At 68.5% G+C, this 22,344-nt stretch carries 19 protein-coding genes and 1 tRNA gene; 11 read left to right on the top strand and 9 right to left on the bottom strand.

The annotated features are described in order from the left end of the window. Positions 1–130 precede the first annotated feature (130 nt). The 3 genes from AC0IW9_RS14170 to AC0IW9_RS14160 are packed head-to-tail and all read left to right on the top strand — an operon-like array spanning position 131 to position 4,012. The gene (locus AC0IW9_RS14170; RefSeq protein ID WP_471648909.1) at positions 131–1,909 is read left to right on the top strand and encodes a putative bifunctional diguanylate cyclase/phosphodiesterase; all 1,779 of its coding nucleotides are present in this window, start codon (positions 131–133) and stop codon (positions 1,907–1,909) included. Further along, positions 1,896–3,701 (top strand): ATPase domain-containing protein, encoded by a 1,806-nt coding sequence (locus AC0IW9_RS14165; protein WP_471648908.1) that lies wholly within the window; start codon positions 1,896–1,898, stop codon positions 3,699–3,701. The genes AC0IW9_RS14170 and AC0IW9_RS14165 overlap by 14 nt, the downstream gene beginning before the upstream one ends. After that, positions 3,698–4,012 carry a circadian clock KaiB family protein gene (locus AC0IW9_RS14160; RefSeq protein ID WP_471648907.1) on the top strand — a complete coding sequence of 105 codons (315 nt, stop codon included), beginning with the start codon at positions 3,698–3,700 and terminating at the stop codon, positions 4,010–4,012. Before AC0IW9_RS14165 ends, AC0IW9_RS14160 begins: the two co-directional genes overlap by 4 nt. 6 nt (positions 4,013–4,018) lie before the next feature. On the opposite strand, the gene AC0IW9_RS14155 is transcribed toward AC0IW9_RS14160, so the two are convergent. Then, a complete protein-coding gene (locus AC0IW9_RS14155) occupies positions 4,019–4,789 on the bottom strand; it encodes an SDR family NAD(P)-dependent oxidoreductase (protein WP_471648906.1) in 771 nt (256 codons plus the stop codon). A gap of 83 nt (positions 4,790–4,872) precedes the next feature. Here AC0IW9_RS14155 and AC0IW9_RS14150 point away from each other — a divergent pair, with 83 nt between their 5' ends. The 6 genes from AC0IW9_RS14150 to AC0IW9_RS14125 all read left to right on the top strand — a co-directional run bounded on the left by AC0IW9_RS14150 (position 4,873) and on the right by AC0IW9_RS14125 (position 8,432). After that, positions 4,873–5,211: an FKBP-type peptidyl-prolyl cis-trans isomerase gene (locus tag AC0IW9_RS14150; protein ID WP_471648905.1), complete on the top strand. Its 339-nt coding sequence runs from the start codon at positions 4,873–4,875 to the stop codon at positions 5,209–5,211. A 39-nt stretch (positions 5,212–5,250) separates the two neighbouring features. Further along, positions 5,251–5,322 (top strand) — tRNA-Thr (locus tag AC0IW9_RS14145). 298 nt (positions 5,323–5,620) lie between these two features. Further along, the gene (locus AC0IW9_RS14140) at positions 5,621–6,865 is read left to right on the top strand and encodes an ABC transporter substrate-binding protein (RefSeq protein ID WP_471648904.1); all 1,245 of its coding nucleotides are present in this window, start codon (positions 5,621–5,623) and stop codon (positions 6,863–6,865) included. Between the two features lie 244 nt (positions 6,866–7,109). Beyond that, complete coding sequence (locus AC0IW9_RS14135; RefSeq protein WP_471648903.1) at positions 7,110–7,439, top strand: hypothetical protein; 330 nt, start codon at positions 7,110–7,112, stop codon at positions 7,437–7,439. 78 nt (positions 7,440–7,517) lie between these two features. Beyond that, positions 7,518–7,730, top strand: a complete 213-nt coding sequence (locus AC0IW9_RS14130; protein WP_471648902.1) for a hypothetical protein — start codon at positions 7,518–7,520, stop codon at positions 7,728–7,730. 168 nt (positions 7,731–7,898) lie between these two features. Further along, a complete protein-coding gene (locus tag AC0IW9_RS14125; RefSeq protein WP_471648901.1) occupies positions 7,899–8,432 on the top strand; it encodes a hypothetical protein in 534 nt (177 codons plus the stop codon). Positions 8,433–8,480: 48 nt separating this feature from the next. On the opposite strand, the gene AC0IW9_RS14120 is transcribed toward AC0IW9_RS14125, so the two are convergent. Further along, positions 8,481–10,604 (bottom strand): molybdopterin-containing oxidoreductase family protein, encoded by a 2,124-nt coding sequence (locus AC0IW9_RS14120; RefSeq protein ID WP_471648900.1) that lies wholly within the window; start codon positions 10,602–10,604, stop codon positions 8,481–8,483. A gap of 145 nt (positions 10,605–10,749) precedes the next feature. Here AC0IW9_RS14120 and modA point away from each other — a divergent pair, with 145 nt between their 5' ends. Continuing rightward, the gene (gene modA, locus AC0IW9_RS14115) at positions 10,750–11,535 is read left to right on the top strand and encodes a molybdate ABC transporter substrate-binding protein (RefSeq protein WP_471648899.1); all 786 of its coding nucleotides are present in this window, start codon (positions 10,750–10,752) and stop codon (positions 11,533–11,535) included. Between the two features lie 237 nt (positions 11,536–11,772). On the opposite strand, the gene AC0IW9_RS14110 is transcribed toward modA, so the two are convergent. Then, positions 11,773–12,912, bottom strand: coding sequence for a glycosyltransferase family protein (locus AC0IW9_RS14110; RefSeq protein ID WP_471648898.1), 1,140 nt, complete (start codon positions 12,910–12,912; stop codon positions 11,773–11,775). A gap of 286 nt (positions 12,913–13,198) precedes the next feature. Between AC0IW9_RS14110 and AC0IW9_RS14105 the strand changes: the two genes are divergently transcribed. Beyond that, positions 13,199–14,431, top strand: a complete 1,233-nt coding sequence (locus tag AC0IW9_RS14105; RefSeq protein ID WP_471648897.1) for an FG-GAP repeat domain-containing protein — start codon at positions 13,199–13,201, stop codon at positions 14,429–14,431. Between the two features lie 58 nt (positions 14,432–14,489). Here AC0IW9_RS14105 and AC0IW9_RS14100 read toward each other — a convergent pair whose 3' ends face one another. From AC0IW9_RS14100 to AC0IW9_RS14075, 6 genes are all read right to left on the bottom strand, one after another. Next, a complete protein-coding gene (locus tag AC0IW9_RS14100) occupies positions 14,490–15,083 on the bottom strand; it encodes an acyltransferase (protein WP_471648896.1) in 594 nt (197 codons plus the stop codon). Further along, on the bottom strand, positions 15,080–16,201 hold the full coding sequence (locus AC0IW9_RS14095; RefSeq protein WP_471648895.1) for a DegT/DnrJ/EryC1/StrS family aminotransferase: 1,122 nt from the start codon (positions 16,199–16,201) through the stop codon (positions 15,080–15,082). The genes AC0IW9_RS14100 and AC0IW9_RS14095 overlap by 4 nt, the downstream gene beginning before the upstream one ends. 2 nt (positions 16,202–16,203) lie before the next feature. Further along, the gene (locus AC0IW9_RS14090) at positions 16,204–16,737 is read right to left on the bottom strand and encodes a hypothetical protein (protein ID WP_471648894.1); all 534 of its coding nucleotides are present in this window, start codon (positions 16,735–16,737) and stop codon (positions 16,204–16,206) included. Further along, on the bottom strand, positions 16,738–17,745 hold the full coding sequence (locus tag AC0IW9_RS14085; protein ID WP_471648893.1) for a glycosyltransferase family 2 protein: 1,008 nt from the start codon (positions 17,743–17,745) through the stop codon (positions 16,738–16,740). It abuts the gene before it with no gap. A gap of 19 nt (positions 17,746–17,764) precedes the next feature. Then, positions 17,765–20,002, bottom strand: coding sequence for a glycosyltransferase family 2 protein (locus tag AC0IW9_RS14080; protein ID WP_471648892.1), 2,238 nt, complete (start codon positions 20,000–20,002; stop codon positions 17,765–17,767). Positions 20,003–20,577: 575 nt separating this feature from the next. Beyond that, on the bottom strand, positions 20,578–21,789 hold the full coding sequence (locus tag AC0IW9_RS14075; protein WP_471648891.1) for a hypothetical protein: 1,212 nt from the start codon (positions 21,787–21,789) through the stop codon (positions 20,578–20,580). Between the last annotated feature and the right edge of the window lie 555 nt (positions 21,790–22,344).

The raw sequence follows: 22,344 nt of genomic DNA, 5'->3' as shown, positions 1-22,344 counted from the left end.
GAATTGAGCATGACTTTCTCAAGTTCCATGCTGAGAGCTTCGGGTCCGACTGACTGTACTGCGAAACCATTCCAGCAAACCGCGCCTCACGCCGGTGATGCGCCGCCGCCTTGGCGGTCAGGGAACCGCCATGACGAAGCATACGGTGGCTGAAACCCTGCGGGAGGCGGTGGCGGTCACAAGGCTGGCGCACCATGGCCTGACACTGAACGAGCAGACCCTGGAAAGCTTTTCCGACGGGGTCGCCATCGCCGATATCAGCCTGCCCGATACGCCGGTCATCTACGTGAACAGCGCCATCGGGCGCATCACCGGCTACGACGTCGCCGAACTGCTCGGCCACAACTGCCGCTTCCTGCAGGGGACCGATCGCCAGCAGCCGGAAATCCGCCAGATGGCGGCCGCCATCCGGGAACGGCGCGACATCGACGTGGTGCTGCGGAACTACCGCAAGGACGGGACCCTGTTCTGGAACGAGCTGCGGCTGCGGCCGCTGCGCGATACCGCGGGCGACGTGCGCCACTACCTGGCCGTCATGCGGGACGTCACCGCCAGCCGGGAACTGACCGACCAGCTCCACCGCGTCACCACCTTCGACGAGCTGACCGGGCTGCTGACGCGGCGCGGCTTCCTCGCCGGGCTGGACGAGGCCCGGCACGACACGGACATGGTCGTGCTCTGCTGCGACACCGACCAGCTGCGCGACGTGAACGGCACCTATGGCCGCAGTGCCGGCGACGCCGTGCTGTGCGAGCTGGCCAACCGGCTGCGCGTGGCGCCCGAGGTCGTGGTCGCCGCACGCTTGGCCGCCGGGCAATTCGCCCTGGCGCTGCGGCTGCCGCCGGTGCCCGATGCCGCCGCCAGCGTCGCCCATCTGCGTGCCCGGATCCTGCGGCCCTTCACCCTGCCCGGAATCACCGTCGCCCTGACCGTGACCCTCGGCTGGACCTGCACCACCGCCCGCCGGGAAACCACGGCGGAAACCCTGCTGATCCGTGCCGAGACCGCGCTCTATGCCGCCAAATCCGCCGGCCGCGGCGAGACCCGTGCCTATGACCCGGCGATCGAGCGCGAGTCCCGCCGCCGCCTGCGGCTGACCGCCGAGCTGCGCACCGCGCTGACCAACGACGAGCTGGCGCTGCACTACCAGCCGAAGGTCGAGATTGCGACCGGCCGCATCATCGGCATGGAGGCCCTGCTGCGCTGGCACCATCCGGTCTTCGGCCTGCAGGCGCCGGACCGCTTCCTCGATGTCGCGGAGGAAAGCGGCCTCATCATCGACATCGGCGCTTGGGCCCTGGCCGAGGCCTGCCGCTTCGCCGCCGCCCTCAACCGGCGCGGCCATGCGGTCTATGTCGCGGTCAATGTCTCCCCGGTGCAATTCCAGCGCAGCGACGTGGCGGAGCTGATGCGCCGCAGCCTGGCCGAGGCCGGTGCCGAACCCGGCTGGGTCTCGCTGGAATTGACGGAGACGGTGCTCGCCGGGACCAATGCGCGCTTCGCCGCCTGCTTCGCCGAATTGCGCCGCATGGGGATCGGCCTGGCGATGGACGACTTCGGCACCGGCGCCGCCTCCCTGAAGAACCTGCGCAGCCTGCCCTTCACCGAGGTGAAGGTGGACCGCAGCTTCGTCCGCGACCTGGACCACGACCCGGTGCAGGCCGCGATGGCGGGGGCGGCGCTCGGGATCGCCCGGGCCCTCGGCATGACCGCCTGCTGCGAGGGGGTCGAGACCGCGGCCGAGCGCGACACGTTGCTGGCGCTGGGCTGCCCGGTGGCGCAAGGATATTTCTTCAGCCTGCCGCTGGAGGGAGAGGACCTGATCTGGCTCATGGATAACCACGCGAGCCTGCCGGTCGAGCGGCAATTGGCCCATCCCGGTGAGCGGATGCCGCATGGCGTCGGCTGACCCCGGCCGCGCCCGGCGCAGCCAGGCGCAGCAGGCCGCGGCCCTGGCCGAGGGCGCGGCGGCGGGCAGCTCCCGCCACATGGGCTGCGGCCTCCCCTGGTTCGACCGCCTGACCCGCGGCGGCATCCCGCGGCAGCGGCTGACCATGGTGCTGGGCCAGGCCGGCGCCGGCAAGACCCTGCTCTCCTGCCAGATCGCCGCCGGCCGGGCGCTGCAGCACGGCGGCGGCACCGTCTTCGTCGCGCTGGAGGAGCCGCCGGCCGATATCATCCGCAATGCCGATGGCTTCAGCTGGAACCTGGAAGGCCTGGCCGGGACGCTGTTCCACCCGCTCGACCTGCGGCCGGACCCGGACCTGGTCGTCGACGGCGACTTCGACCTGCGCGGCATGCTGGCGGCCGTCGCCGCCAAGGCCCGGCAGACCGGCTCCGAGCTGATCATCTTCGACGGCATCGACACCGTACTGGGCTGGCTGCGCGATCCCGCCCGGCGGGCGGCCGAGCTCGCCCGCATCGGCCGTTGGCTGGAGGAGGAGGGGCTCACCGCCATCGTCACCGCCAAGGCCGGCCGCGACGGCGCGCCGGTGGAGGCGCTGGGGCCGCTCGAATTCGCCGTCTCCCTGGTCGTCACCCTGGAACGGCGGGAGGAGAGCGGCGGCACCCTGCGGTCCCTGCGGGTGAGCAAGTACCGCGGCAGCCCGCATAGCAGCAGCGCCCATGCCCTGTTCTTCTCCCGCCACGGGATGGAGCCGCTGATGTGGGCGGGCGCCGCCGAGGGCACCGCCGCCGCCGCGCCCGCCTCCCTGGACCGCGTCGGCTCCGGCATGGCGCGGCTGGATGCGCTGCTCGGCGGCGGCTACCTGCGCGGCAGCACCGCCCTGCTGTCCGGCCCGCCGGGCACCGGCAAAAGCACGCTGGGCGCCATGTTCGCCGCCAGCATCTGCGCCGGGGGCGGCCGCGCCCTTTACATCGCCTTCGACGAGGGGCCGGAGCAGACCATCCGCAACATGCGCTCGGTCGGGATCGACCTGGCGGCGCATCGCGCCTCCGGCGCCCTGCGGCTCATCGGCATGCAGCCGGGGCGGGAGGGGCCGGAACAGGCGCTGTCCGAGATCCTGACCCTGATCGAGACGCATGGCGCCGATGCCGTGGTGGTGGACCCGATCTCGGCCATCATGCGCGGCGGCATGGCCGAGCTCGGCGCCTCCACCGTGCGGCGGCTGGTGGAGGAGGCGCGGGCGCGCGGCATGACCGCGCTGCTGACCTCGCTGATCGAAGCCGGGCAGGATCCCTCGCTCGCCACCCTCAGCGCCGTCTCGACCATCGCCGATGCCTGGATCTCGCTCGGCTATGCCGAACGCGGCGGCGAGCGCAACCGGACGCTCTCCATCGTCAAGGCCCGCGGCAGCGCCCATTCCAACCAGACCCGCGAGTTCGTCATGTCCGCCGCCGGCTGCACCCTGGCGGATGTCTATACCGCCGGCGGGGAGGTGCTGCTCGGCACCGCCCGGCTGGAGCGGGAGGCGCGGGAGGCCCTGCAGGAACAGCTCGCCCTGCTGGACCACCAGCGCCGGCGGCGCGAATTGCAGGCGCTGCTGGCTGAATCCGAGGCCCGCCAGCGCCAGGCCGCGCTGCAGCTCGAAGCCACCCGCAGCGAGCTGGACCTGCTGCAGGCGACCGAGCTGGACCGCCGGCGCATGAACGACAACTGGCAGGAGAAAGTCGCCGCCAGCCGCTCGGCCGACCTGAACGACCTGCGTCCCAGGGAAGCGCAGCGCGGGGAGGGCGGATGATGACCGAGGCGATGCCGCCCTGCGTGGTCGCGCTCTTCATCGCCGGCGGCACGCCGCGCTCGGCCGCCGCGCGGCGCAACCTTTCGGCCGCGCTCGAGGCGATGGGCCGGCGCCCGGCGGCGCTCCGGGTCGATATCGTCGATGTGCTGCAGCAGCCCGCCCGGGCGCTGGAGGTCGGCCTGCTGGCCACCCCGAGCCTGATGCTGACCCCCCCCGGCGGCGGCCGCCGCTGGTTCGTCGGCGACCTCGGCCGCGCCGACCTGCTGCGCGGCTGGCTGGAGGATTCGCTGGAGCCGGCCGCCGAAAGCTGAGTGCCCCTAGTGGATGATGTAGCCGCCATCCACCACCAGGTCGTGCCCCTGGATATAGCTGCCCGCCGCCGTGGCCAGGAAGACGATCGCCTCCGCCACCTCCGACGCCTCCCCCATGCGGCCGGCCGGGACGCGGCCGACCATGGTCTCCAGCTTGCCGGGCATGCGGCCCCAGGTATCCAGGTTGAACTGGGTGGCGATCGGCCCGGGGCTGACCGAATTGACCTGGATGCCCTCCTTCGCCAGCTCGAAGGCCATGTTGCGGGTGAGGTGGATCAGCGCCGCCTTGGTCAGCCCATAGAGCGCATTCTCCTCGGCCGCGACCGAGCCCATCTGGCTGGCGACATGGATGATCCGGCCGCCGCCCTGCGCCCGCATCGCCGGCAGCACCGCCTGGCTGGCGAAGAAGGCGGCCGCGAGGTTGACCGAGACCACGGTGGCGAAATCCGCCCGGGTGAAGGTGCCGAAGGCCTTGCGGCAGCGGATGCCGGCATTGTTCAGCAGCACGTCCACCCGGCCGAAGCGGGCCAGCGCCGCCGCCGCCATCGCCTCCGCCGCGCCGGCCTCGCCCAGGTCGAAGATCCCCTCGGCGGCCTCGGGCGCGCCGCGGCGGCGGCATTCGGCGGCGACCTCCGCCAGTTCCTCCGCCGTGCCCTCCGCCGCGAGGTACAGCCGGAAGCCGCGCCCGGCCAGGGCCCAGGCGGCCTCCCGCCCGATCCCGCGGGAGGCGCCGGTGACCAGGGCGACCTTGATGATGGCAGTCTCGGGCTCGGGCATGGGTGCTCTCCTCGGCTGGCGGCACCCCCCTGGCGCCGAGGCGCCGGACGTGCATGATCCGCGCCATCCGAGGAGTACGCCCCATGCAGACCACCGACCACAAGACCGGCACCGGCGCCACCGCCACCAGCGGCCAGAATGTTTCGGTCCACTACACCGGCTGGCTCTTCGATGCCGCCGCCACCGACAACAAGGGCCGCAAGTTCGACAGCTCCCGCGACCGCGGCGAGCCCTTCGAGTTCAGGCTCGGCGCCGGGCATGTGATCGCCGGCTGGGACCAGGGCGTGGCGGGGATGCAGGTCGGCGGCCAGCGGACGCTGACCATCCCGCCGGAGATGGGCTATGGCGCCCGCGGCGCCGGCGGCGTCATCCCGCCGAATGCGACGCTGGTTTTCGACGTCGAATTGCTCGGCGTAGGCTGAACAGGCGCGCCGCTTCTGCTATAGCGGCGCGCGACCTGGGCCGGGTTAGCACAGTGGTAGTGCAGCGGTTTTGTAAACCGAAGGTCGGGGGTTCAAATCCCTCACCCGGCACCGGCTTTCCCGATGTCACCCACGGACAGCGCAGGAAGCGGCCTGGGATCGCGCCCGCCGTCGCCCCCGGTGATCCTTGCGCCACCGGCCGCCGCGAGCCACCCGGATAAGGGGCGGAATCCGCCGCGGTTTCACTGCGCCATTTGTTCCTTGTTCAGGACGAATACTCCAGCCACCGATCCATGATTGCGCGGCCCGCGCCGATTATTGGGGACCGGCGGCTTGCCGGACGAGGCGGATCAGGGGGATGCTGGGATCGAGGCGGTCCGCAGAGATCGCCCGGTCAGGAGGAATGCCCATGTCCTTGTCCCGCCGCGCTGTCATCGGCGCAGGAATGGCCAGCGCCGCGCTGGGTGGCAGCCCGCTCTCGGCACAGCCGCGCAGCCCGGACCAGACCTTGCGGGTCGGGTTGCTCCAGGACATGTCGGGCGCCTATCGCGACATCTCCGGCCCCACCAGCGTCGCCTGCGCGCGCCAGGCCATCCGCGAATTCCAGTCGGACAACCCGGAGGTCGGGGTCGACCTCCTGGTCGCCGACCACCAGAACAAATCGGATGTCGGCCTGGCGATAGCCCGGCAATGGTTCGACCGGGACAACGTCGACCTCGTGCTCGGCGTCAGCAACTCCGCCCTGGCGATTGCCCTAAAGCCGGTGGTCGAGCAGAAGGACAAGGTGCATATCAACAGCTCCGCCGCCACCTCGGCGCTCACCTCGGAGTATTGCAGCCCCAACGCCATCCACTGGAGCTACGATACCTACTGCCTCTCGCATGCGACGGGTGAGCCCCTGGTCAAGCAGGGCTTCGACAGCTGGTTCTTCATCACGCCGAACTATGCCTTCGGCCACATGCTGCAGGCCGATACCACGCATTCGGTCGAGACCAGCGGCGGGCGCGTCGTCGGCGGCGTCACCTACCCCTTCCCCGAAACCACCGACTTCTCCGCCTTCCTGCTGCAGGCGCAGGCGAGCGGCGCCAAGGTCGTGGCCTTCCTCGGCGCCGGCACGGATTTCGTCAATGCGGTCAAGCAGGCGGCGGAATTCGGCCTGATGCGCGGCAGGCTGCGCTTCGTGGGGCTGACGGGCTACATCAACAGCGTCATGTCGCTCGGTCTTGCCGCGGCCCAGGGCCTGACCCAGACCGAGACCTTCTACTGGGACCTCAACGACCGGACCCGGGCCTTCATGGCCCGCCTGCGGCCCGAGCTGCCGCCGAATACCTTTCCCTGCCACAACCAGGCCGGCGACTATTCGGGCCTGCTGCACTACCTGAAAGCCGCCAAGTCCATGGGCATCCCGCGCGCCAAGGCATCGGGCCGGGCCATCGTCAGTGCCATGAAGGACATGCCGACCGACGACGACGCCTTCGGCACCGGCACCATCCGCCGTGACGGGCGGAAGCTGCACCCCACCTATCTCTTCACCGTCAAGTCGCCGGCCGAGAGCCGCGCCCCGGGCGATGTCTACAAGGTCCTGGCGGTGACCTCCGCCGAGCGCTCCTATCGCTCGATCGAAGACGGCAAATGCGCCATGGCGAAGTCCTGAGCCCTCGCCGGCCCGGCTGGACACGATCATGCCCGCCTTCGATAGTCCCCGGCCCAGCGGCAGCAGGAAGCCAGGATGACGGAATCGCAGGAGGGTGCCGGGGCGGCAGGCAGCGTCCATCCGGCGCGGCCGGGCCCTTGACCCGGCCGGAGGACATCGCGGCGATGGCCGCGCGTCGCGGCGGCGATCGCATGCTGCCGGATGCCATCGCCCGGACCGCGCCGCGCCCGCGCATCGGACCCGCATGAGCCGGCCCCGCCCGCCCAAGGCGGCCAAGGGCAACAACCGCCGGACCGTGCAGCTGGAGGCCGAGGTCGCCGATCTCCGGCAACAGCTGGCCACGGCCCAGGCCGCCCTGCGCCAGATCGAGGAGGCCGGCACCGATGCCTTCTTCGCCCGCCGGCTGGCCCAGCTCGAGGAGGGGCAGCAGGTCGCCCGTGGCCAGGCCCTGGAGGCCGCGGCGGCGCGGTCCCGGGCGGAGGGCGAGTTGCGGATGCTGAAGGATGCGGTGGAGAAGGCGCCGGGACTGGCGGGATGGCTGATGCGGCGCGCAAGGCGCAGGTCGGGTGCCTGACAGGCGACCGGCGCCGGGTTGGGCCGCTCGATCCCCCTGCCCATCTGCCGCCTTCACCACCCGTCACGGGAGCCCGCGATGTCACGCCTCCATGCCATGCTGCTGACCCTGCTCCTGTCCGGCTGCGGCGCCGCCCAGCCGACGACCGGCCTGGCGCCAGCCGAACGGCCATCGCTGCTGACCTCGCCATCGGGACCCGGCGCGAGCCGGACGACGGTCGGGGAATTGCTGGAGCCGGCCCGCGCCGGTGCGCCCGCGGCCTCCCCCGACGTGCCGCGGGGGCGGCCATGAGGCGGCGAGGATCGCCGGCCGCCGCGCCCCGGACCTCGACCCTCCGGCAGGCCTGAAAGCCCGGCAGCGGGGAACAGTGCCGGCATTCGCCCGTTCGCCCTCGAGGCGATCAGGAGCGACGCATGGCCAATCCCCACCTCGACCTGCAGCCCGGCAGCGGGGCCTAACATGCCCGAGGCCGCACCGACCATCCGCGTCAACCGCGCACCCGTCCTCACCCTCTGGGCCGCCGTGGTCGCCGAGCGGTTGGGTCATCCGCCGGCGACGGCCCTGAGCCTGGCGAGCGCCGTCGCCGGCACCGCGGCGCGGGCCAAGGCGCGGCGGCTCGGCATCGCCGAGGAGGGCGACAAGGCGAAGGACAAGGCGGCGGCAGCGCCGCACGACACGGTCCAGCTCCTGGGCCGGAAGATCCCGCTGACCCATGATGCGGATGGGGTGGTGCTGGCGGATGCCGGCGGCAAGGCAGCGCCGGCCGCGCCGGTGGAGGCCTATGTCGCCCGGTCCTTCGGCAAGCGGCTGGCCGAGGTCCGCGCCGCCATGGAGGCCCTGGCCGGGACGATCGAGCCGGAGGAGCTCAACCGGATCGGCTTCTGGCTCTACGAGCATTTCCGCCCCGAGGTGCCGGCCGATGTCCGGGGATGGGGCGCCAAGGGCGAGCTGGACCTGGGACGGATCAAGGACGCCGCCGACCAGGGCCGGTGATCGGCGCCCTGGGTAAGGGACCCGGACGTCCCGGCACCAGGCAGCTCCTCACTCCGCCGCCAGCGGCACAGTCCCCTCCGCCGCCACCGCCCTGGCCCAGACCGCCGTATCATGGAACACCGCGCCCCCCGCCGGCGGCGCCGGATCGTCGCTGGTCAGCGCATTGATCCCCACGCCGCCCTCGAAATCGGCATTCGGCCAGACGCTCTCGACCACGATCACCCCCGGCTGCAGCCCCTCGAACAGCCGGGCATGCACCACCACCTCGCCGCGGCCGTTCCCCAGCCGCACCCGGCCGCCATCCTCCACCCCCAGCCGGCCGGCCGCCTCCGGGTGGATCAGCGCCGTCGGCCGCCCCTCCCGCTGCCGCGCCGTCGCCGTCTCGGTGAAGCTGGTATTGAGGAACTGCCGCGCCGGCGCCGTCACCAGCCGGAAGGGATGCGTGGCGGAGGCCTCGTCGATCGCCGGCATGTGGTCCGGCAGCACCGGCATCCGCGCATGGTCCGGCCCGATCGCCGCCCAGTCCGGCCGGAAGCGGAAGCGCCCATCCGGATGGCCGAAGCCATTGAGGAAATGGCTCGCGGCGAAATCCGGCTGCGCATCCACCCAGCGCTCGGCCTGCACCGTCGCCGCATCCGGCCAGCCGGAGGCCCGCAGCGTCGCATCCACCAGCGCCATCGCCGTCATGCCGAAGGCCGGGTGCTCCGCCCCCAGCCGCCGCGCCAGCCCGGCGAGGACCTCGTGGTTGGACAGGCACTCGCCCGGCGGCTCGATCAGCTTCGGGCCGATCTGGATGTGGCTGTGCCCGCCCGCCTGGTAAACGTCGTCGTGCTCCAGGAACATCGTCGCCGGCAGGACGATGTCGGCGTGCCGCGCCGTCTCCGTCATGAACTGCTCGTGCACCACGGTGAACAGATCCTCCCGCAGGAAGCCGCGCCGCACCCGGTTGCTGTCGGGCGCCACCACCACCGGGTTGGTGTTCTGGATCAGCAGCGCATGCACCGGCGGCCCGCCGGCCAGCGCCACGGCCTCGCCGGTCAGCACCGCGCCGATCCGGCTCATGTCCAGCTCCCGCACCCGCGGGTCGCGGCGGTCGAGCCCCTCGATCAGCGTCTTGTCCCAGTGGTAGATGCCGCGGTTGTTCCACAGCGCGCCGCCGCCCTCATGCCGCCACTTGCCGGTAACGGTCGGCAGCGCCGTCACCGCATGCAGGCAGGCGGCGCCGTTGCGGCTGCGCGAGAAGCCGTAGCCGCAGCGGATATAGGCGCGCTCCGTCGCGCAATACTGCCGGGCGAAACCCTCGATCGCCTCCTCCTCCAGCCCGGTGATGCCCGCCGCCCAGGCCGGGCCGCGCGTGGCCAGATGCGCCTCCAGCCCCGCATCCGCATCCGAGTAGCGCGCCATGTAGTCCCGGTCGGCGAAGCCGTCGCGGAAGGCCACATGCATCACCGCGCAGGCCAGCGCCCCGTCGGTGCCCGGCCGCAGGGCCAGGTGCGTATCGGCCACCGCCGCGGTGCCGGTCCGGTAGGGATCGACCACCACGAGCTTGGCGCCGCGTTCCTTCCGCGCCTGGGCGATATGGGTCATGACATTGACCTGCGTCGCCACGGGGTTGCCGCCCCACATGACGATGAGGTCGGACCGCGCCATCTCCCGCGGATCCGGCCCGGCGAAGCGGCCGACGCCCGCCATCCAGCCGCTCTCGCAGATGGAGGTGCAGATGGTGTTGCGCTGCCGGGAATAGCCCATGACATGCCGCAGCCGGTTGATGCCGTCCCGCTGCACCAGGCCCATGGTGCCGGCGAAGTAATAGGGCCAGACCGTCTCCGCGCCGTGCCGCGCCGCAGCCTCCGCGAAGCCGCCGGCGACGCGGTCCAGCGCCTCCGCCATCCCGATCTCGCGGAACTGGCCGGAGCCCTTGGGGCCGGTGCGCAGCAGGGGCCTGGTCAGCCGTTCCGGGTGATGCACCCGTTCGGCATAGCGGGCGACCTTCGCGCAGATGACGCCGGCGGTGTAGCTATTGGCCGCCGCCCCGCGCACCGTGCCGATCCGCCGCGCCCCCGGCAGCACCTCCACCTCCAGCGCGCAGGTCGAGGGGCAATCATGCGGGCAGACCGAGCCATGGAAGCTGCCGCCGTTGCGTCCGGGAGCCATGTCCAAAGCCATGCGCATGCTTCTGTCCTCGGGCCTGTCGTCCAGACGGGTTGCTTGGCATGGCGATGCCCCCCGCCGCAATCGGCTTTGTTCCCCGCACGCCATGGACGGCGTCCCACCCCTCCGTTATATCCGACCGAATACGACGACTGGAGGGAGCCCGATGCACCGCCGCCCGCTGCTGGCCGCCACCCTGCTGGCCCTCGCCGCCCCGGCCGCCGCCGGCGCCCAGGACACCGCGCCGCTGACCGTCTTCGCCGCCGCCTCCCTCCAGGATGCGCTGCGGGCGCTGGAGCCGGCCTGGCGTGCCGCCGCCCCCGGCAACCCGCCGCTCCGCCTCTCCTTCGCCGCCTCCTCGGCGCTCGCCCGGCAGATCGAGCAAGGGGCGCCGGCCGATCTCTTCATGAGCGCCGACGAGCCCTGGATGGACTACCTGGCGGAACGCAGCCTGATCGTCACCGCCACCCGCGTGAGCCCGCTCGGCAATGCGCTGGTGCTGGTGGCCCCGGCCAATTCCCCGCTGCGCGATGTCGCCCTCGGCCGCGGCACGGACCTCGCCGCGCTGCTCGGTGCGGGCCGGCTGGCGGTGGGCGACCCGGCGCATGTCCCGGCCGGCCGCTATGCCCAGGCGGCGCTGGAGTGGCTGGGCCAGTGGCAGGCCATCAATCCCCGCCTCGCCCGGGCCGACAACGTCCGCTCCGCCCTGCTGCTGGTGGAGCGGGGGGAGGCGCCGCTCGGCATCGTCTATGCGACGGATGCCCTGGCCAGCCCGGGCGTGAAGGTCATCGGCACCTTCCCCGGCGAGAGCCACCCGTCGGTGACCTATCCCTTCGCCGTCACCCGCCGGGCGGAGGCCAATCCCCAGGCCCGCATGGCGCTGGACTTCCTCGCCGGCCCCGCCGCCGCGGCGCAGTGGCAGCGCTTCGGCTTCAGCCTGCGGACGGCGTGAGCCGCAGCGGAGCGGATTCGCAACGCCTCGGCTGGCGTCTCACCTGACGCTGCCGGGCCGTAGGTGCAGGCGCCGCATGAGGGGTGCAACGGCCTGCCGCCCTGGGCCGCGGTCTGCCAGCGGGCGCAAGGCCCTTTGCCTGGGCCACCTGGTCGCCTTCGTCTGCCTCATGCTCGAACAGGCCACGAGACTGGACGGAGGTCACGACAACCTCCGGAACTTCGATCCGGACGATAACTACAAACGGATGCCGACATCATCTGCCAGGCTTCGCAGCAACCGCGTGCGTGGCAGCAGCTGCGCAGCAATGCCGTACAGCGTACCCGTCCGCTGCTGGCCACGTTTGCCGATCTGGGTTGCGCGATCGGGGTTGCGGGCCAGGGCCTCGAGAGGGCCGATGATCGAGGCGGCTTCCGGCTTGCAGATCATGATTTCCCTGCCGTCCTCGTAATGCCGGTTCTGCTCGAGTTCGTCGGAACAGATGATCGCAACGCCACACAGCGAAGCCTCGACGCAACTTCCCGTCGGGAAGCCGTCGAACTCCGTGCCGGTCAGTGCGAACCGCATCGTCGGCGCGACCATGACATCCTGCCCAAGAAAGAACTGGCGCAGCTCCTGCGTGGGCAATGGCCCGACGAAGCTGAGCCGCGGTGCGAGATGCTCCGGGATCGGCCAGTCGGAAGCGCTGAAATTCCCGGCAACCGCAAATCGCAGATCGCTGCGGCGTCGGGCAAGCTCGCTGGCGACGGCGATGAACTCCGGATAGCCCTTGCTGCGGCCTCCCGCGTCGTAGCGATATGCGGCGAAGCATATGCGCAGCCCTTCGCCTGCCGCAGGGGGGCGCCTGACGGCATCGGCGGCCAGATAGGCCGGGCTGATGACGAGTCCGGGCAACTCCAGAACCGGAACGCGGCATAGGGGTCGCAGCGTTTCGACGGTCACCGGTTGCGTGGCGACGACGGATCGCAGCATGGGTGACGCCAGAACCCGCTTCAGCTTCGCCATCGACCGGGCCTCGCCCAGCTCGAACCCGCCGCCAGGGTAAAGGGTGAAGACAAATGGAACGCTGTGGCGGTCGAGCTCATCGACCCAATGATGGGCATTGTTCAGGAAGGTCAGGCTGACGGCACGTGCCGAGCGAAAGCTGTCGGGGGACCAGGGCACCACCTGCGCCGCGACGTCGGCATGCCTTTCTGCATAGGCGGCGTGCAAGGCCGCGAAATCCGGTGCCGTCGAGGCGATCTGCATGCCAGGAAAGACGCGCAGGTAATGCGTGAATTCGGCCACACGGAACCCGGTCAGCAGGTTCGGAAAATAGTCGTCGACCACGAGCAGGCCTGAACCCGGAAGATTGGCTTCCACTGGCTTCTGACGCATCGGCTGCTATTCCCTATTGCTCGCGCATGAACCAAACATCGACAAAACAGTATGTTGCATCAGTATTTGTTCCAATAAAATAACAACCTATCAACCGAAGATTTAAATCATCCTTGCCTTGGCAACGTCGACTGGCAACTATGCATATTCTTGGGGAAAACCTGAAGGATACCGATTTTAAAGGCCGGCCTGCGTGGCTAGGTTGCTGGGGCCAGCCGGGTCGCAAAGGGGGGACCCACTGGCAGTCTTCGCCTGATAACAGTTTTGATCATAAAGGGGAGGGGTGATGGGCCTGATTCTAGGAAGTCCGCTGAAGGACTCGTATGGCCTTGGGCCCACAGGCGACACCGTCATCGGTGGTCCGGGAGACGACTATTTCGAAGCTGGCGCCGGTGCCGATGTGTTCGTCTATGCCCCCGGGCATGGCAGGGACTGGATCAGCGGCTTCAACCCGGGCGTCGATAAGCTGCAGTTCTCCAGCAGCATTCCTGCGACGTCCCTGACCTTCCAATTCGTGACGCTCGAGGGCGTCAACGGCCTGGCGGTGTATTACGGGCAGAGCGGAAACGATGTCGTCTTCCTGGCGGGCGTCGCGCGGCTGACCTCGGGCGACATCACCTTCGGGGCGCTTCCGAACGTCTTCGTCAACCCTCCCCCGACCGACATCAATATCGACCACAGGTCGGACATTCTGCTGCAGCATGCGAACGGCACCGTCGGCGCCTGGATCATGGACGGGGCCCGGATCATCGATTCCAGCTTCAGCACCAATCCGGGCGCGGCCTGGAAAGTCGCCGGCAGCGCCGACTTCGATGGCGACGGTCGTTCGGACATCCTGTGGCGCAACGACAACGGCTCCCTGTACGAGGGCCAGATGAACGGCCCCAGGCTCGTCGGCGGCGGCGTCATCGGCAATCCCGGCTCGGACTGGAGCGTCGTCGGCACGGGCGACTTCAACGGCGACGACAAGGCCGACATCGTGCTCCGCCACATCGACGGCACGATCGCGCAGTGGCAGATGAACGGCACGACGATCGTGAACGCGGTGTTCAGCGCCAATCCCGGCGCGGCCTGGAAGGTCGGCGGCATCGGCGACTTCAACGGCGACGGGCTGAGCGACATGCTGCTGCGCAACGACAACGGTACCATCGCGCTCTGGCAGATGAACAACATCACGATCGAGCGCAATGATTTCGTGACCAATCCCGGCGCCAACTGGAAGATCGGTGGCGTCGGCGACTTCGACGGCGACGGCAAATCCGATGTCCTGCTACGCCAGGACGACGGCCTGCTGTATCTGACGTCGATGAACGGGTCCGCGATCACCGCCGGCACCGCCATCGGCAATCCGGGCGCCGCCTGGCAGGTCGCCGACATCGGTGACTACAACGGCGACGGCAAGTCCGACATCCTGCTGCGCAACATCGACGGCACCATCGCGGAGTGGCAGATGGATGGTGCGAAGATCGCCAATTCCAGCTTCGCCCTGAACCCCGGCGCGGATTGGCAGGTCGTCTGACCCGGCCGGCGCAGCGCCGCGAACCGGCGCTGCGCCACCCGCTCCCGAGGCGTCAGCCTCAGGCCTTCGGTTGCCGCGCAGCGGCTTCCTGCTCGAGCAGCCGCTCCGCCATCTGCCGGTGCTCGGTCAAACGGTCGCCGACGATGCGCGCCGGCGTCCCGACGGCGATCTTGAACGCCGGCACGTCGGATTTGACGAGGCTGAGGGCGCCGACAGCCGCGCTTTCGCCTATCCGGACCTCGGGCAGGACGACGCAACCGCTGCCGAGGATCGCATGGGCCCCGATCCGCACGGGTCCATCCGTCGACCGGCGGTACTCCGCGGGGATCGTCGGATTGGTCATCGAGGCGCCGCTGTAGTCGTCGGTCGAGCTGAAGAGCGCGCAGCGGACCGAGATCGTGGCGAAGTCCCCGATCTCCACCAGACCATGACCCAGGATCGTCGTCATCGCCGAGACATGCACGTTGCGCCCGATCGTCAGGCCGGCTTCCCCGGCGGAGAGGACGCAGAAGGCATCGATCCGCACGTTGTCGCCGATCCGCATCCGGTGCGGCGCCAGCAGCACCGCATTCCGGCTGATGCGGACACCCTCGCCGAGCGCCCCGAACCCGATGGCGGCGAGGCTCGCCGGATCCAGGAAATCGCTGCTCATGCGGCCCTGACGGCGGCGCAGACCATCTCGACCTCCGCGACGGTCATCGAATCCGCCAATGGCAGCGAGAGGATCCGCGATGCCACCCTCTCCGTCACCGGGAGTTCGGCAATTTCCGAGACGCGCTGGAAATAGGGCTGCTCCGCCAGATGCGGGCTGAAGTAGTGCCCCGCCGCGACGCCGGCCGCGGCGAGGCTGGCCAGCAAGGCCGCGCGCGGTCCCGGGTGGTCCGCCGGCATGCTCACCGGCATGAACTGATAGGCGATCTGCCGGCCCACGACCTGCTGGAACCTGCATCCCGGCAGGCCGTGCCGATAGGCATCGGCCAGGGCGGCGCGATGCGCGACGATCTGCTCGAAGCCTTCCAGCTTGGCGAGCGCCAGCAATGCACCGGCCTCGCTGAGTTTCGAGTTCAGGCCGGGCATCGTGGCCGTACGCGGCTCGCCGAAGCCGAAATTGCCCATCGTGCGCAGCCGCGCCAGGCGCTCTGTATCGTCGCAATAGATCAGGCCGCCCTCCGCCGTGGCGAAGGTCTTGGTGGCATGCATGGAATAGACGATGGCGTGCGGGAAGCCGGTCCCGAAGCCCTGACTGCTGTCGTCGATCGAGCCCAGCGAGGCGGCGGCATCGACGACGATGCCCACGCCATGGCGCCGGGCCAGCGCGGCATAACGGTCGAGGTCCAGGCCGTTGCCGAAGGTGGCATAGGGCATCACCACGGCGATCTGCCCGGCATAGCGCTCGAGCAGGGCATCCTCCGATCGGGCGCAGGGTGTCCATCGGTCGGGGTCTATGTCGCAGAGCAAGGGGGTCAGGCCCGCCCAGATCGCCGCATGGGCGGTGGCGGCGAAGGTGAAGGACGGCATGAGGGCGTAGCGGGTCGCGCCCCTGGGCGCCTCGCCAGCGGCCTCCCGCAGGGCCAGCATGAGCCCGATGGTCGCATTGTTGACCGTCAGGCAGCCACCGCGGCCGCCGAAGAACTTGGCGGTCGCCTCCGCCTCGAAGCGGCTGTTGACCGGCCCGTAATTCGTGAAGGTGCCGCTCGCCTCGATGGCCTCGAGCCCTGGCAGCAGCTTGCTCAGGCGCGCCGGATTCGGTCGCAGAAAGGGAATGCGCACGATCAGACCACCTTCTTCGGTTTGCGGACTTCGAGAACCAGCAGGGCAGCATCCGCCGGTTCCAGGTCCCAGAACAGGCGCTCGCTGCCGGAACCGGCGACGAAGCGCATGGGGTCGACGAAGCCGGCCCGGGACAGCGCCAGCCGCAGCGCCTCCTCGTTGAAGATGAAGCGATCCCTCACGGCATGGCGCCAGGCGTTGAACCGCACCGCGCTTGATGCGGCTTCGGCATCCGGCGCCGCATAGAGGTAGGCGTGGATCACCGCGTCCAGGTCGGGGGTCACGACCCGCAGCAGCCCGCCCGGCCTCAGCATCCGCCAGAAGCCGGCAAGGGCTTCGGCGAGGCCGCCTTCGGACCAGGACTCCAGTCCCTCGCACAGGACGCAGCCCGAGGACGCTTCCGCGATGCCATCGAAATCGGGGCCGTCGGCGCCCGGCGGCAGGATGCGGAAGTCGGCCTTGAGGTGGCGGGGCGTCACGGCATAGGCGGGCCCGATCGATACCGGAGGGGCGTCAGGGCGATCGTGCTGTGTCACTCAGGCTTCTCCTAGCCGCTCGCGGTGTTGCCGGTAGGCGCCCAGCATGATCCCTGCATAGGCTCCCGCTGCCATGGCGCCGTTGTTGCCGCCTTCGGAAACGCTGCGGAGCAGGTTCTGCCGCAGGAGGTTGCCGCCGGGCAAATGCGCCTCAAGGCTGCGGGCCCAGCGGAAGGCACGCGGCAGATCGCCGACGGACAGGAAATACTCGACGAACATGAATTGCATCAGCCCGAGGTCCTGCGGCGTCCAGGCGGCAGGCGGGATCCAGTCGATCGGCATCGAGGCGGTATTGGCCAGGCTGATGCGCAGACCCGATGCGTCGCGGGCGGCGATGAAGCGGGCCATGAGATCGAAGGTCGTGGTGAAGGCATTCCGCAGCGAGTCCGTCTGCAGGGCGCCATGCTCCTCCATCAGGACGTCGGGCAGAACCTCGAAGGTGGTACCGGCATCGATGATGCGGCGGAAAAGATCCCAGTCGCAGGATCGCCGCAGCACGATGCTCGGGTCGTACCAGCCGATGCGGTCGAAAACCGTCCGATCGATGAGGATGCCGCCATTGGGCACGAGCACCGACGACGCGGCGATCCGCGTCCGGACCTCGTCGGGGCTCAGGTCGCCGACGCGGAAGGCGGAGCCATCGGGCTGCCGGACCTCGGTGATGCCGTAGATCATGCCGAGATCCTTGCCCGCGACGGCCGTGGCGAGCCTGCGCAGGGCTCCCGGCAGCAGGATGCAATCGTCGAACATCCAGCTGATCCAGCGCCGCCCGGGGTCGGAGGCGGTCATGCAGCGGCCCAGGGAGATGGCAACGCTGTTCACGTTCCGCGAATTGCGGAAGACCTTGAGGCGCTTGTCGGTCGCGGCGACCGCATCGAGATAGGCCGCGGTGCCATCCGTGCTGGCGTCGTCGCAGACGATGAATTCGAAATCCTGAAAGTCCTGCGTCAGCACGGAGCTGACCGCCTGGTCCAGAAGACCGGCCGCCAACCGCTTATGCGTCGTCATGTGAATGGTGATCATGTCATCAGTCCAGGAAGCGTTCGCCGTCTTGCGACGTGAAAATCGGTTGAGCCTGCTCAACATGATGGAACAGCAGAGAGCGATCGACGTAGTGCAGGCGAGGCCTCAGCATCTTGATCTTGCGCAGCCGGTTCCAGTCTCCGGGTTCGCCGAGCCGGTAGGCATGCACGTCCCAGCCGAACCGCGCGAAGTAGCCATGATAGAAGATGGAACCGGTCGTGACCTGGCCCAGTTCAAGCTTCCCGTTCCCGAGCGCTTCCCAGCGCCCGTCGCGATGCTCGTACCAGAATGAATGCCACAGGAAGTCCGCGCGGTTGTCGCGTGCCGCGGCCACCATGGTTGCGATCTTGTCGGCGGTCATGCGGTCGTCGTCATCGAGGTGGGTGACGAAGTCGCCCTTGCAGAGCGACAAGGCATGGTTCATGGCATTCGACCCGGCCACCCGCCAGCGATCGATGCCCGGCGGCGGGTAGGGGCCGCGTTCGGGCAGGTTGGCGAAGACGATACGGTCGTCCCCCAAGGCGGCAATGCGGCGCGCCGTGTCGTCGGTGCAGTGGTCGCCGACGACAACGATCTGCAGGTTGCGATGCGTCTGCGCCTGCAGCGACGCGAGCGCCCGGTCCACCAGCATCTCCGCGCGGTTCACGGTTGCCACGCAGACCGAGACGAGGGGGTCCGCGGCCTCGAAGGCGGCCTGGTACGCCTTCGTCCGGCGAATGGCGTGATAGTCCTCGATGGCGGCGGCGAAGCCTTCGACCGCGCCCAGGGACCAGTCGAGCCTCGCCTGCTCCGCCTTGGCCAGCGATTCGATGACCAGGGCCCGATGTTCCAGGTGACTGAGACGCGCTTCCACAGCCTCAGAGATCGAGGGCGCGGCCACCGCCACCGCCACCGGTTGCGGCTCAACCGGCGCAGGAGGCGCATGGACCTCGACCGGCGCCGGGGCCGGATTTGGTGCAACGGCAACCTGCCCACGCCACGCGCGGTACCGGGAAGGGAGCCTGAGGGTTACGGTCCACCAGACCAGCTTGATCCCCCGTCGCGCCCAGCGTGCGGCGGAGGGATTGCCGCCGAACATGCTGCGAAGCGGCGCCGTCAGTCGCCAGGAGGTCGAGGCGCGAATGGCCTCCAGCTCACGAAGCAGGTTATCGCGCTCGGCATTCAGCGCGATGGCCCGACCGTGGAAGGCCTGGGCTTCCTCGACCGCAGTCGCGCGAGCGGCATCGGCATCACGCTGCACGCCTTCAGCAGCATGGAGTCGCTCTTCGGCGATCTGCAGCGATCTTTCGGCCGCCCGCAGCGTGTTCTGCGCCGTCTGCAGCGCCGCTTCAGTGGTGCTCAACGTCGTTTGCGCGACCTTCAGCGACGCTTCGGTGGCCAGCTGCCCGGATTGGATGCGCTGCAGCTCCGACGCGCTGGCCTGGTTATCGCGCTCGCAGGCGCGCTGCCTTTCCAGCGCGACATCGAGCTCTCCGCTGGCTTGGCTGAGGGCGAGTTCAAGCCGCTCGGTGGTGGCCTGCGCATCAAGGGCACGCTGATGGCTGCGAAGGCCCTGCCCCAGACGGTGGAACAGCTGGCTGATTGCGAAACCGAGCCCGGGATCGCTGCCTGCCTGATCGAGCAGTCTCGGCAGCACGGCATCCGGATCACCCGTCCCGACCGTCACCTGCAATCCGTCGCCATGCATGAACGAGAATGAAACGCCTTCGTCCATCAGCGATCGGCAGGACGCAGCGGCCGTGCCTGCCGCAAAGCCCATGCTGAGCACCACGGCATCTGCCGCTAGGCGCGACCGGAGCATCGCCATCGAGGTCGCATCGATCTGGCGCAGGATATCGGCCCCGAGAATCAGGCACCCCACTTCCCCAGGTCCGGCAGCACCCTCCAGGGCTTCAAGGTCGCCTGACAGCAAACGCGAACATGCGCTGTATCGGGACGTCAGCAGATCGGCGATGTCCGGAGGGGGGAAGGATTCGGCTGCCGGCAAGATCCCAACAACCCGACCTCCGCGCTCCAGCCGATGCATTGCCTGACAGGCGGCCAGGAAGGCCGGCGTGGTTCCCTTTCCGATCACGACGGTGAGGCGAGGCTTTGCGGAACTCGAAACAAAAAAGATGAACGGTATCTGGTCGGCCCAGGCTCCCCTCGCGTCCCAATCTGTCCACCAGAGCGCCGGCATAAATAGAGGCAGGAATTCTCTTCTAATATTCTGAAATTCACTATTGATTACATTGTTTTCCATCGAATTTACATTACTCTTTTAATAAACTATGGATGTCCAACGCCCAATTTCCAACTGTTGGGGTTGCATATCCCCAGCGATTCAAGGCATTATCAATAATGTTGGGTTTTGGGAAGGCTTCAAGCCCAGCTGAGCTACGGAATAGCTTGCCCATGTGGCAGCGATGAATCGTGGTGCAGCAACGACCTTCCCAGGCAGGCCGGGGCGTCTTGTCGGGCTGCCAGGGCGGGCAGGTCGATGGGGGCGGTATCCGGGTGGCCCATTCACTCGCGCCGGCTGCGGCCGCTGCCGCCGAAAGCGACAGCGACCGCTTGGGCAACCTCACATAGTCTTACCCAGGCGGCGTCGAGCCAGTCGCTTGCGGTAGCCGTCGCGTTGGTCGACCGGCCTGGCGCCGCGTTCGCCATGGGCGGCGAAGCCGATCATCTCGGGTAGTAGGGCGCCTCTGAACCTATTCTTGCAGCCCGCAACCAGACCCTACCGGTGAACACCACGATGGCCGCCACCATGGGGTGGCGGCCTCCTGCATCACGTCCGGGAACACCATTCCCTGGCGAAAGAGTCCCTGACCGCGATCAGCCGATCAGGTCGTATGACGAGGCGTCGGGAACATAGAAGCCGATGCCCTCGTAGCGGAAGTTCGGCAGGGTGTCCTGGATGGTGTTCCGTTCCAGAACCGAAGGCGTGTAGAAATGCACCCCGGTATTCATGTTGTAGAAGCGGTACACCTCCGTCATGCCGCCGCCATCGTGGTCGGAGCCGTAGAACCCGACGCCTTCATAACGCAGCAGGCCACCATTGATCACCGCGTCCCGCTCCGTCACGCTGGGCGTGAAGAAATGCGTCTGGGTTGCCGCATTGTAGAAGCGGAAGATCGGATCGGCGTTCGGCTGCTCGACAACGGCCTTGAAGCCGACGCCTTCGTACCGGAAATCCGGCAGCGTCCCTTGGATGATGTCCCGCTCGCTCGCCGACGGCGTGAAGAAATGCGCCTGGGTCACCGTGTTGTAGAAGCGGTAGACGTCAATCGGCGGGGGGTTCGACGGAGGAAGAGGGGACGGACCACCCATGCCGTCGTCGTTCAGGATGGCAACGGCTGCCGAATACTTCGTGACCGGATTGTACTGCGGGCTGGACCAGTACTGGGTCGGGGACGTGGAGGTGGCGGAGACGATGCTCGCCTCCAGGGTCTCGGTCGCCTCGATCTCGGTGTCGTTCCGGAAGACCATATCCAGGGTCTTCTGCGTCTCGCCGACTTCGAACCGAACGAACTGCGACCCGAGCGGCGTGACGAGGTCCGCCTGGCTGACGGGCGTGATCCCCGTCGGGGCGAATTTCACCTCGACGGTCGTCACCATCGAGAGGTCCTCGCCCGACCGGACGACGTCGAAATGGAAGGCGGGATCGGCGACATTCTCCAGCAACGTGGCCTTCTGCGCGGTGATGGTGATCTCCGGCAGGCGGTCATTGTTGCGCAGCGTTCCGCTGGCGAATGTCGTGTTGAGTGCCGTGCCGTTGCTGGGCCTGAATCCGAAGCTGTAGGTTTCGAAGGGCTCGTAGATCTTGTCGTCGATGGTCGAAAACGACACGAACTGCGTATTGCTGGTGCCTGGAGCGAAGTTAACGAGTTGCGCCCCGCCGCTGATGTTGGGCGACGATGGAGCAATCTGAACGGTTTCGCCTAAGGCAGGATTCGAGGAAACGATTTTCCACTGAATGGTTTCGCCTTCAGTGACAATGGGATTGCCATAGTAATCAACAGGATTATTGTTGGTGATGGTTAACATACAACTTCTCCGGGCGTGCGGGATATCGCATCTGGCGCCAGAAGCATTGGCGGGCGGTTCAATCTATAAAACGACACACTTTAAAGTGATTGCGACATACTATCATTGTCTATTTTGATTTTAATAACTTTAGGATGAATTTCTGGAATGCCTGATGCCCGGGCATTGGTTCGCTTGGACCCTGCATTGGATCGGCCGCAGCTGGAGTTTGATGGCGTGACCAGCGGCGGTCCGCAGCGTTCGGGGATATCCGACGTCCTTCGAGGCCGCGGCGGCAACGCCTGCCTCGTCGTACATGCCATCCGCAGTGGACGCGGCCACCAGTGCCGCAACTTGGTCAACAAGGAGCCGACTTGGAGCCCCCATCGGCATCCACGCCGTCGTGTAATCTCCGTCAAGACCGACGCGTCTTGGTGCCATGCTTCTCGCGCAGACATTCGCCGCGTCGCGGAGCTCCAGGCCGGCACTGTCGATCAGCGGATAGGCGACCTTCACCGTCCCTGCGCCGCTATGGCCGTGGCACCTCCAGCATTCCCGCGCGACGGCAAGGGCCAG

It is taken from the genome of Belnapia sp. AC561 (assembly GCF_979252845.1).
Note: the sequence above shows the minus strand (reverse complement) of the source record. Positions and strands in the feature narration are given on the sequence as shown.

What these genes read in the sequence shown, in the direction of transcription:
- AC0IW9_RS14155 (WP_471648906.1), bottom strand. Translation starts at nt 4,789, where the DNA reads ATGCCCGAGCCCGAGACTGCCATCATCAAGGTCGCCCTGGTCACCGGC.
- AC0IW9_RS14075 (WP_471648891.1), bottom strand. Translation starts at nt 21,789, where the DNA reads ATGTTAACCATCACCAACAATAATCCTGTTGATTACTATGGCAATCCC.
- AC0IW9_RS14120 (WP_471648900.1), bottom strand. Translation starts at nt 10,604, where the DNA reads ATGCGCATGGCTTTGGACATGGCTCCCGGACGCAACGGCGGCAGCTTC.
- AC0IW9_RS14125 (WP_471648901.1), top strand. Translation starts at nt 7,899, where the DNA reads ATGCCCGAGGCCGCACCGACCATCCGCGTCAACCGCGCACCCGTCCTC.
- AC0IW9_RS14165 (WP_471648908.1), top strand. Translation starts at nt 1,896, where the DNA reads ATGGCGTCGGCTGACCCCGGCCGCGCCCGGCGCAGCCAGGCGCAGCAG.
- modA (WP_471648899.1), top strand. Translation starts at nt 10,750, where the DNA reads ATGCACCGCCGCCCGCTGCTGGCCGCCACCCTGCTGGCCCTCGCCGCC.
- AC0IW9_RS14160 (WP_471648907.1), top strand. Translation starts at nt 3,698, where the DNA reads ATGATGACCGAGGCGATGCCGCCCTGCGTGGTCGCGCTCTTCATCGCC.
- AC0IW9_RS14170 (WP_471648909.1), top strand. Translation starts at nt 131, where the DNA reads ATGACGAAGCATACGGTGGCTGAAACCCTGCGGGAGGCGGTGGCGGTC.
- AC0IW9_RS14100 (WP_471648896.1), bottom strand. Translation starts at nt 15,083, where the DNA reads ATGAGCAGCGATTTCCTGGATCCGGCGAGCCTCGCCGCCATCGGGTTC.
- AC0IW9_RS14130 (WP_471648902.1), top strand. Translation starts at nt 7,518, where the DNA reads ATGTCACGCCTCCATGCCATGCTGCTGACCCTGCTCCTGTCCGGCTGC.
- AC0IW9_RS14140 (WP_471648904.1), top strand. Translation starts at nt 5,621, where the DNA reads ATGTCCTTGTCCCGCCGCGCTGTCATCGGCGCAGGAATGGCCAGCGCC.
- AC0IW9_RS14110 (WP_471648898.1), bottom strand. Translation starts at nt 12,912, where the DNA reads ATGCGTCAGAAGCCAGTGGAAGCCAATCTTCCGGGTTCAGGCCTGCTC.
- AC0IW9_RS14105 (WP_471648897.1), top strand. Translation starts at nt 13,199, where the DNA reads ATGGGCCTGATTCTAGGAAGTCCGCTGAAGGACTCGTATGGCCTTGGG.
- AC0IW9_RS14085 (WP_471648893.1), bottom strand. Translation starts at nt 17,745, where the DNA reads ATGACGACGCATAAGCGGTTGGCGGCCGGTCTTCTGGACCAGGCGGTC.
- AC0IW9_RS14135 (WP_471648903.1), top strand. Translation starts at nt 7,110, where the DNA reads ATGAGCCGGCCCCGCCCGCCCAAGGCGGCCAAGGGCAACAACCGCCGG.
- AC0IW9_RS14150 (WP_471648905.1), top strand. Translation starts at nt 4,873, where the DNA reads ATGCAGACCACCGACCACAAGACCGGCACCGGCGCCACCGCCACCAGC.
- AC0IW9_RS14080 (WP_471648892.1), bottom strand. Translation starts at nt 20,002, where the DNA reads ATGGAAAACAATGTAATCAATAGTGAATTTCAGAATATTAGAAGAGAA.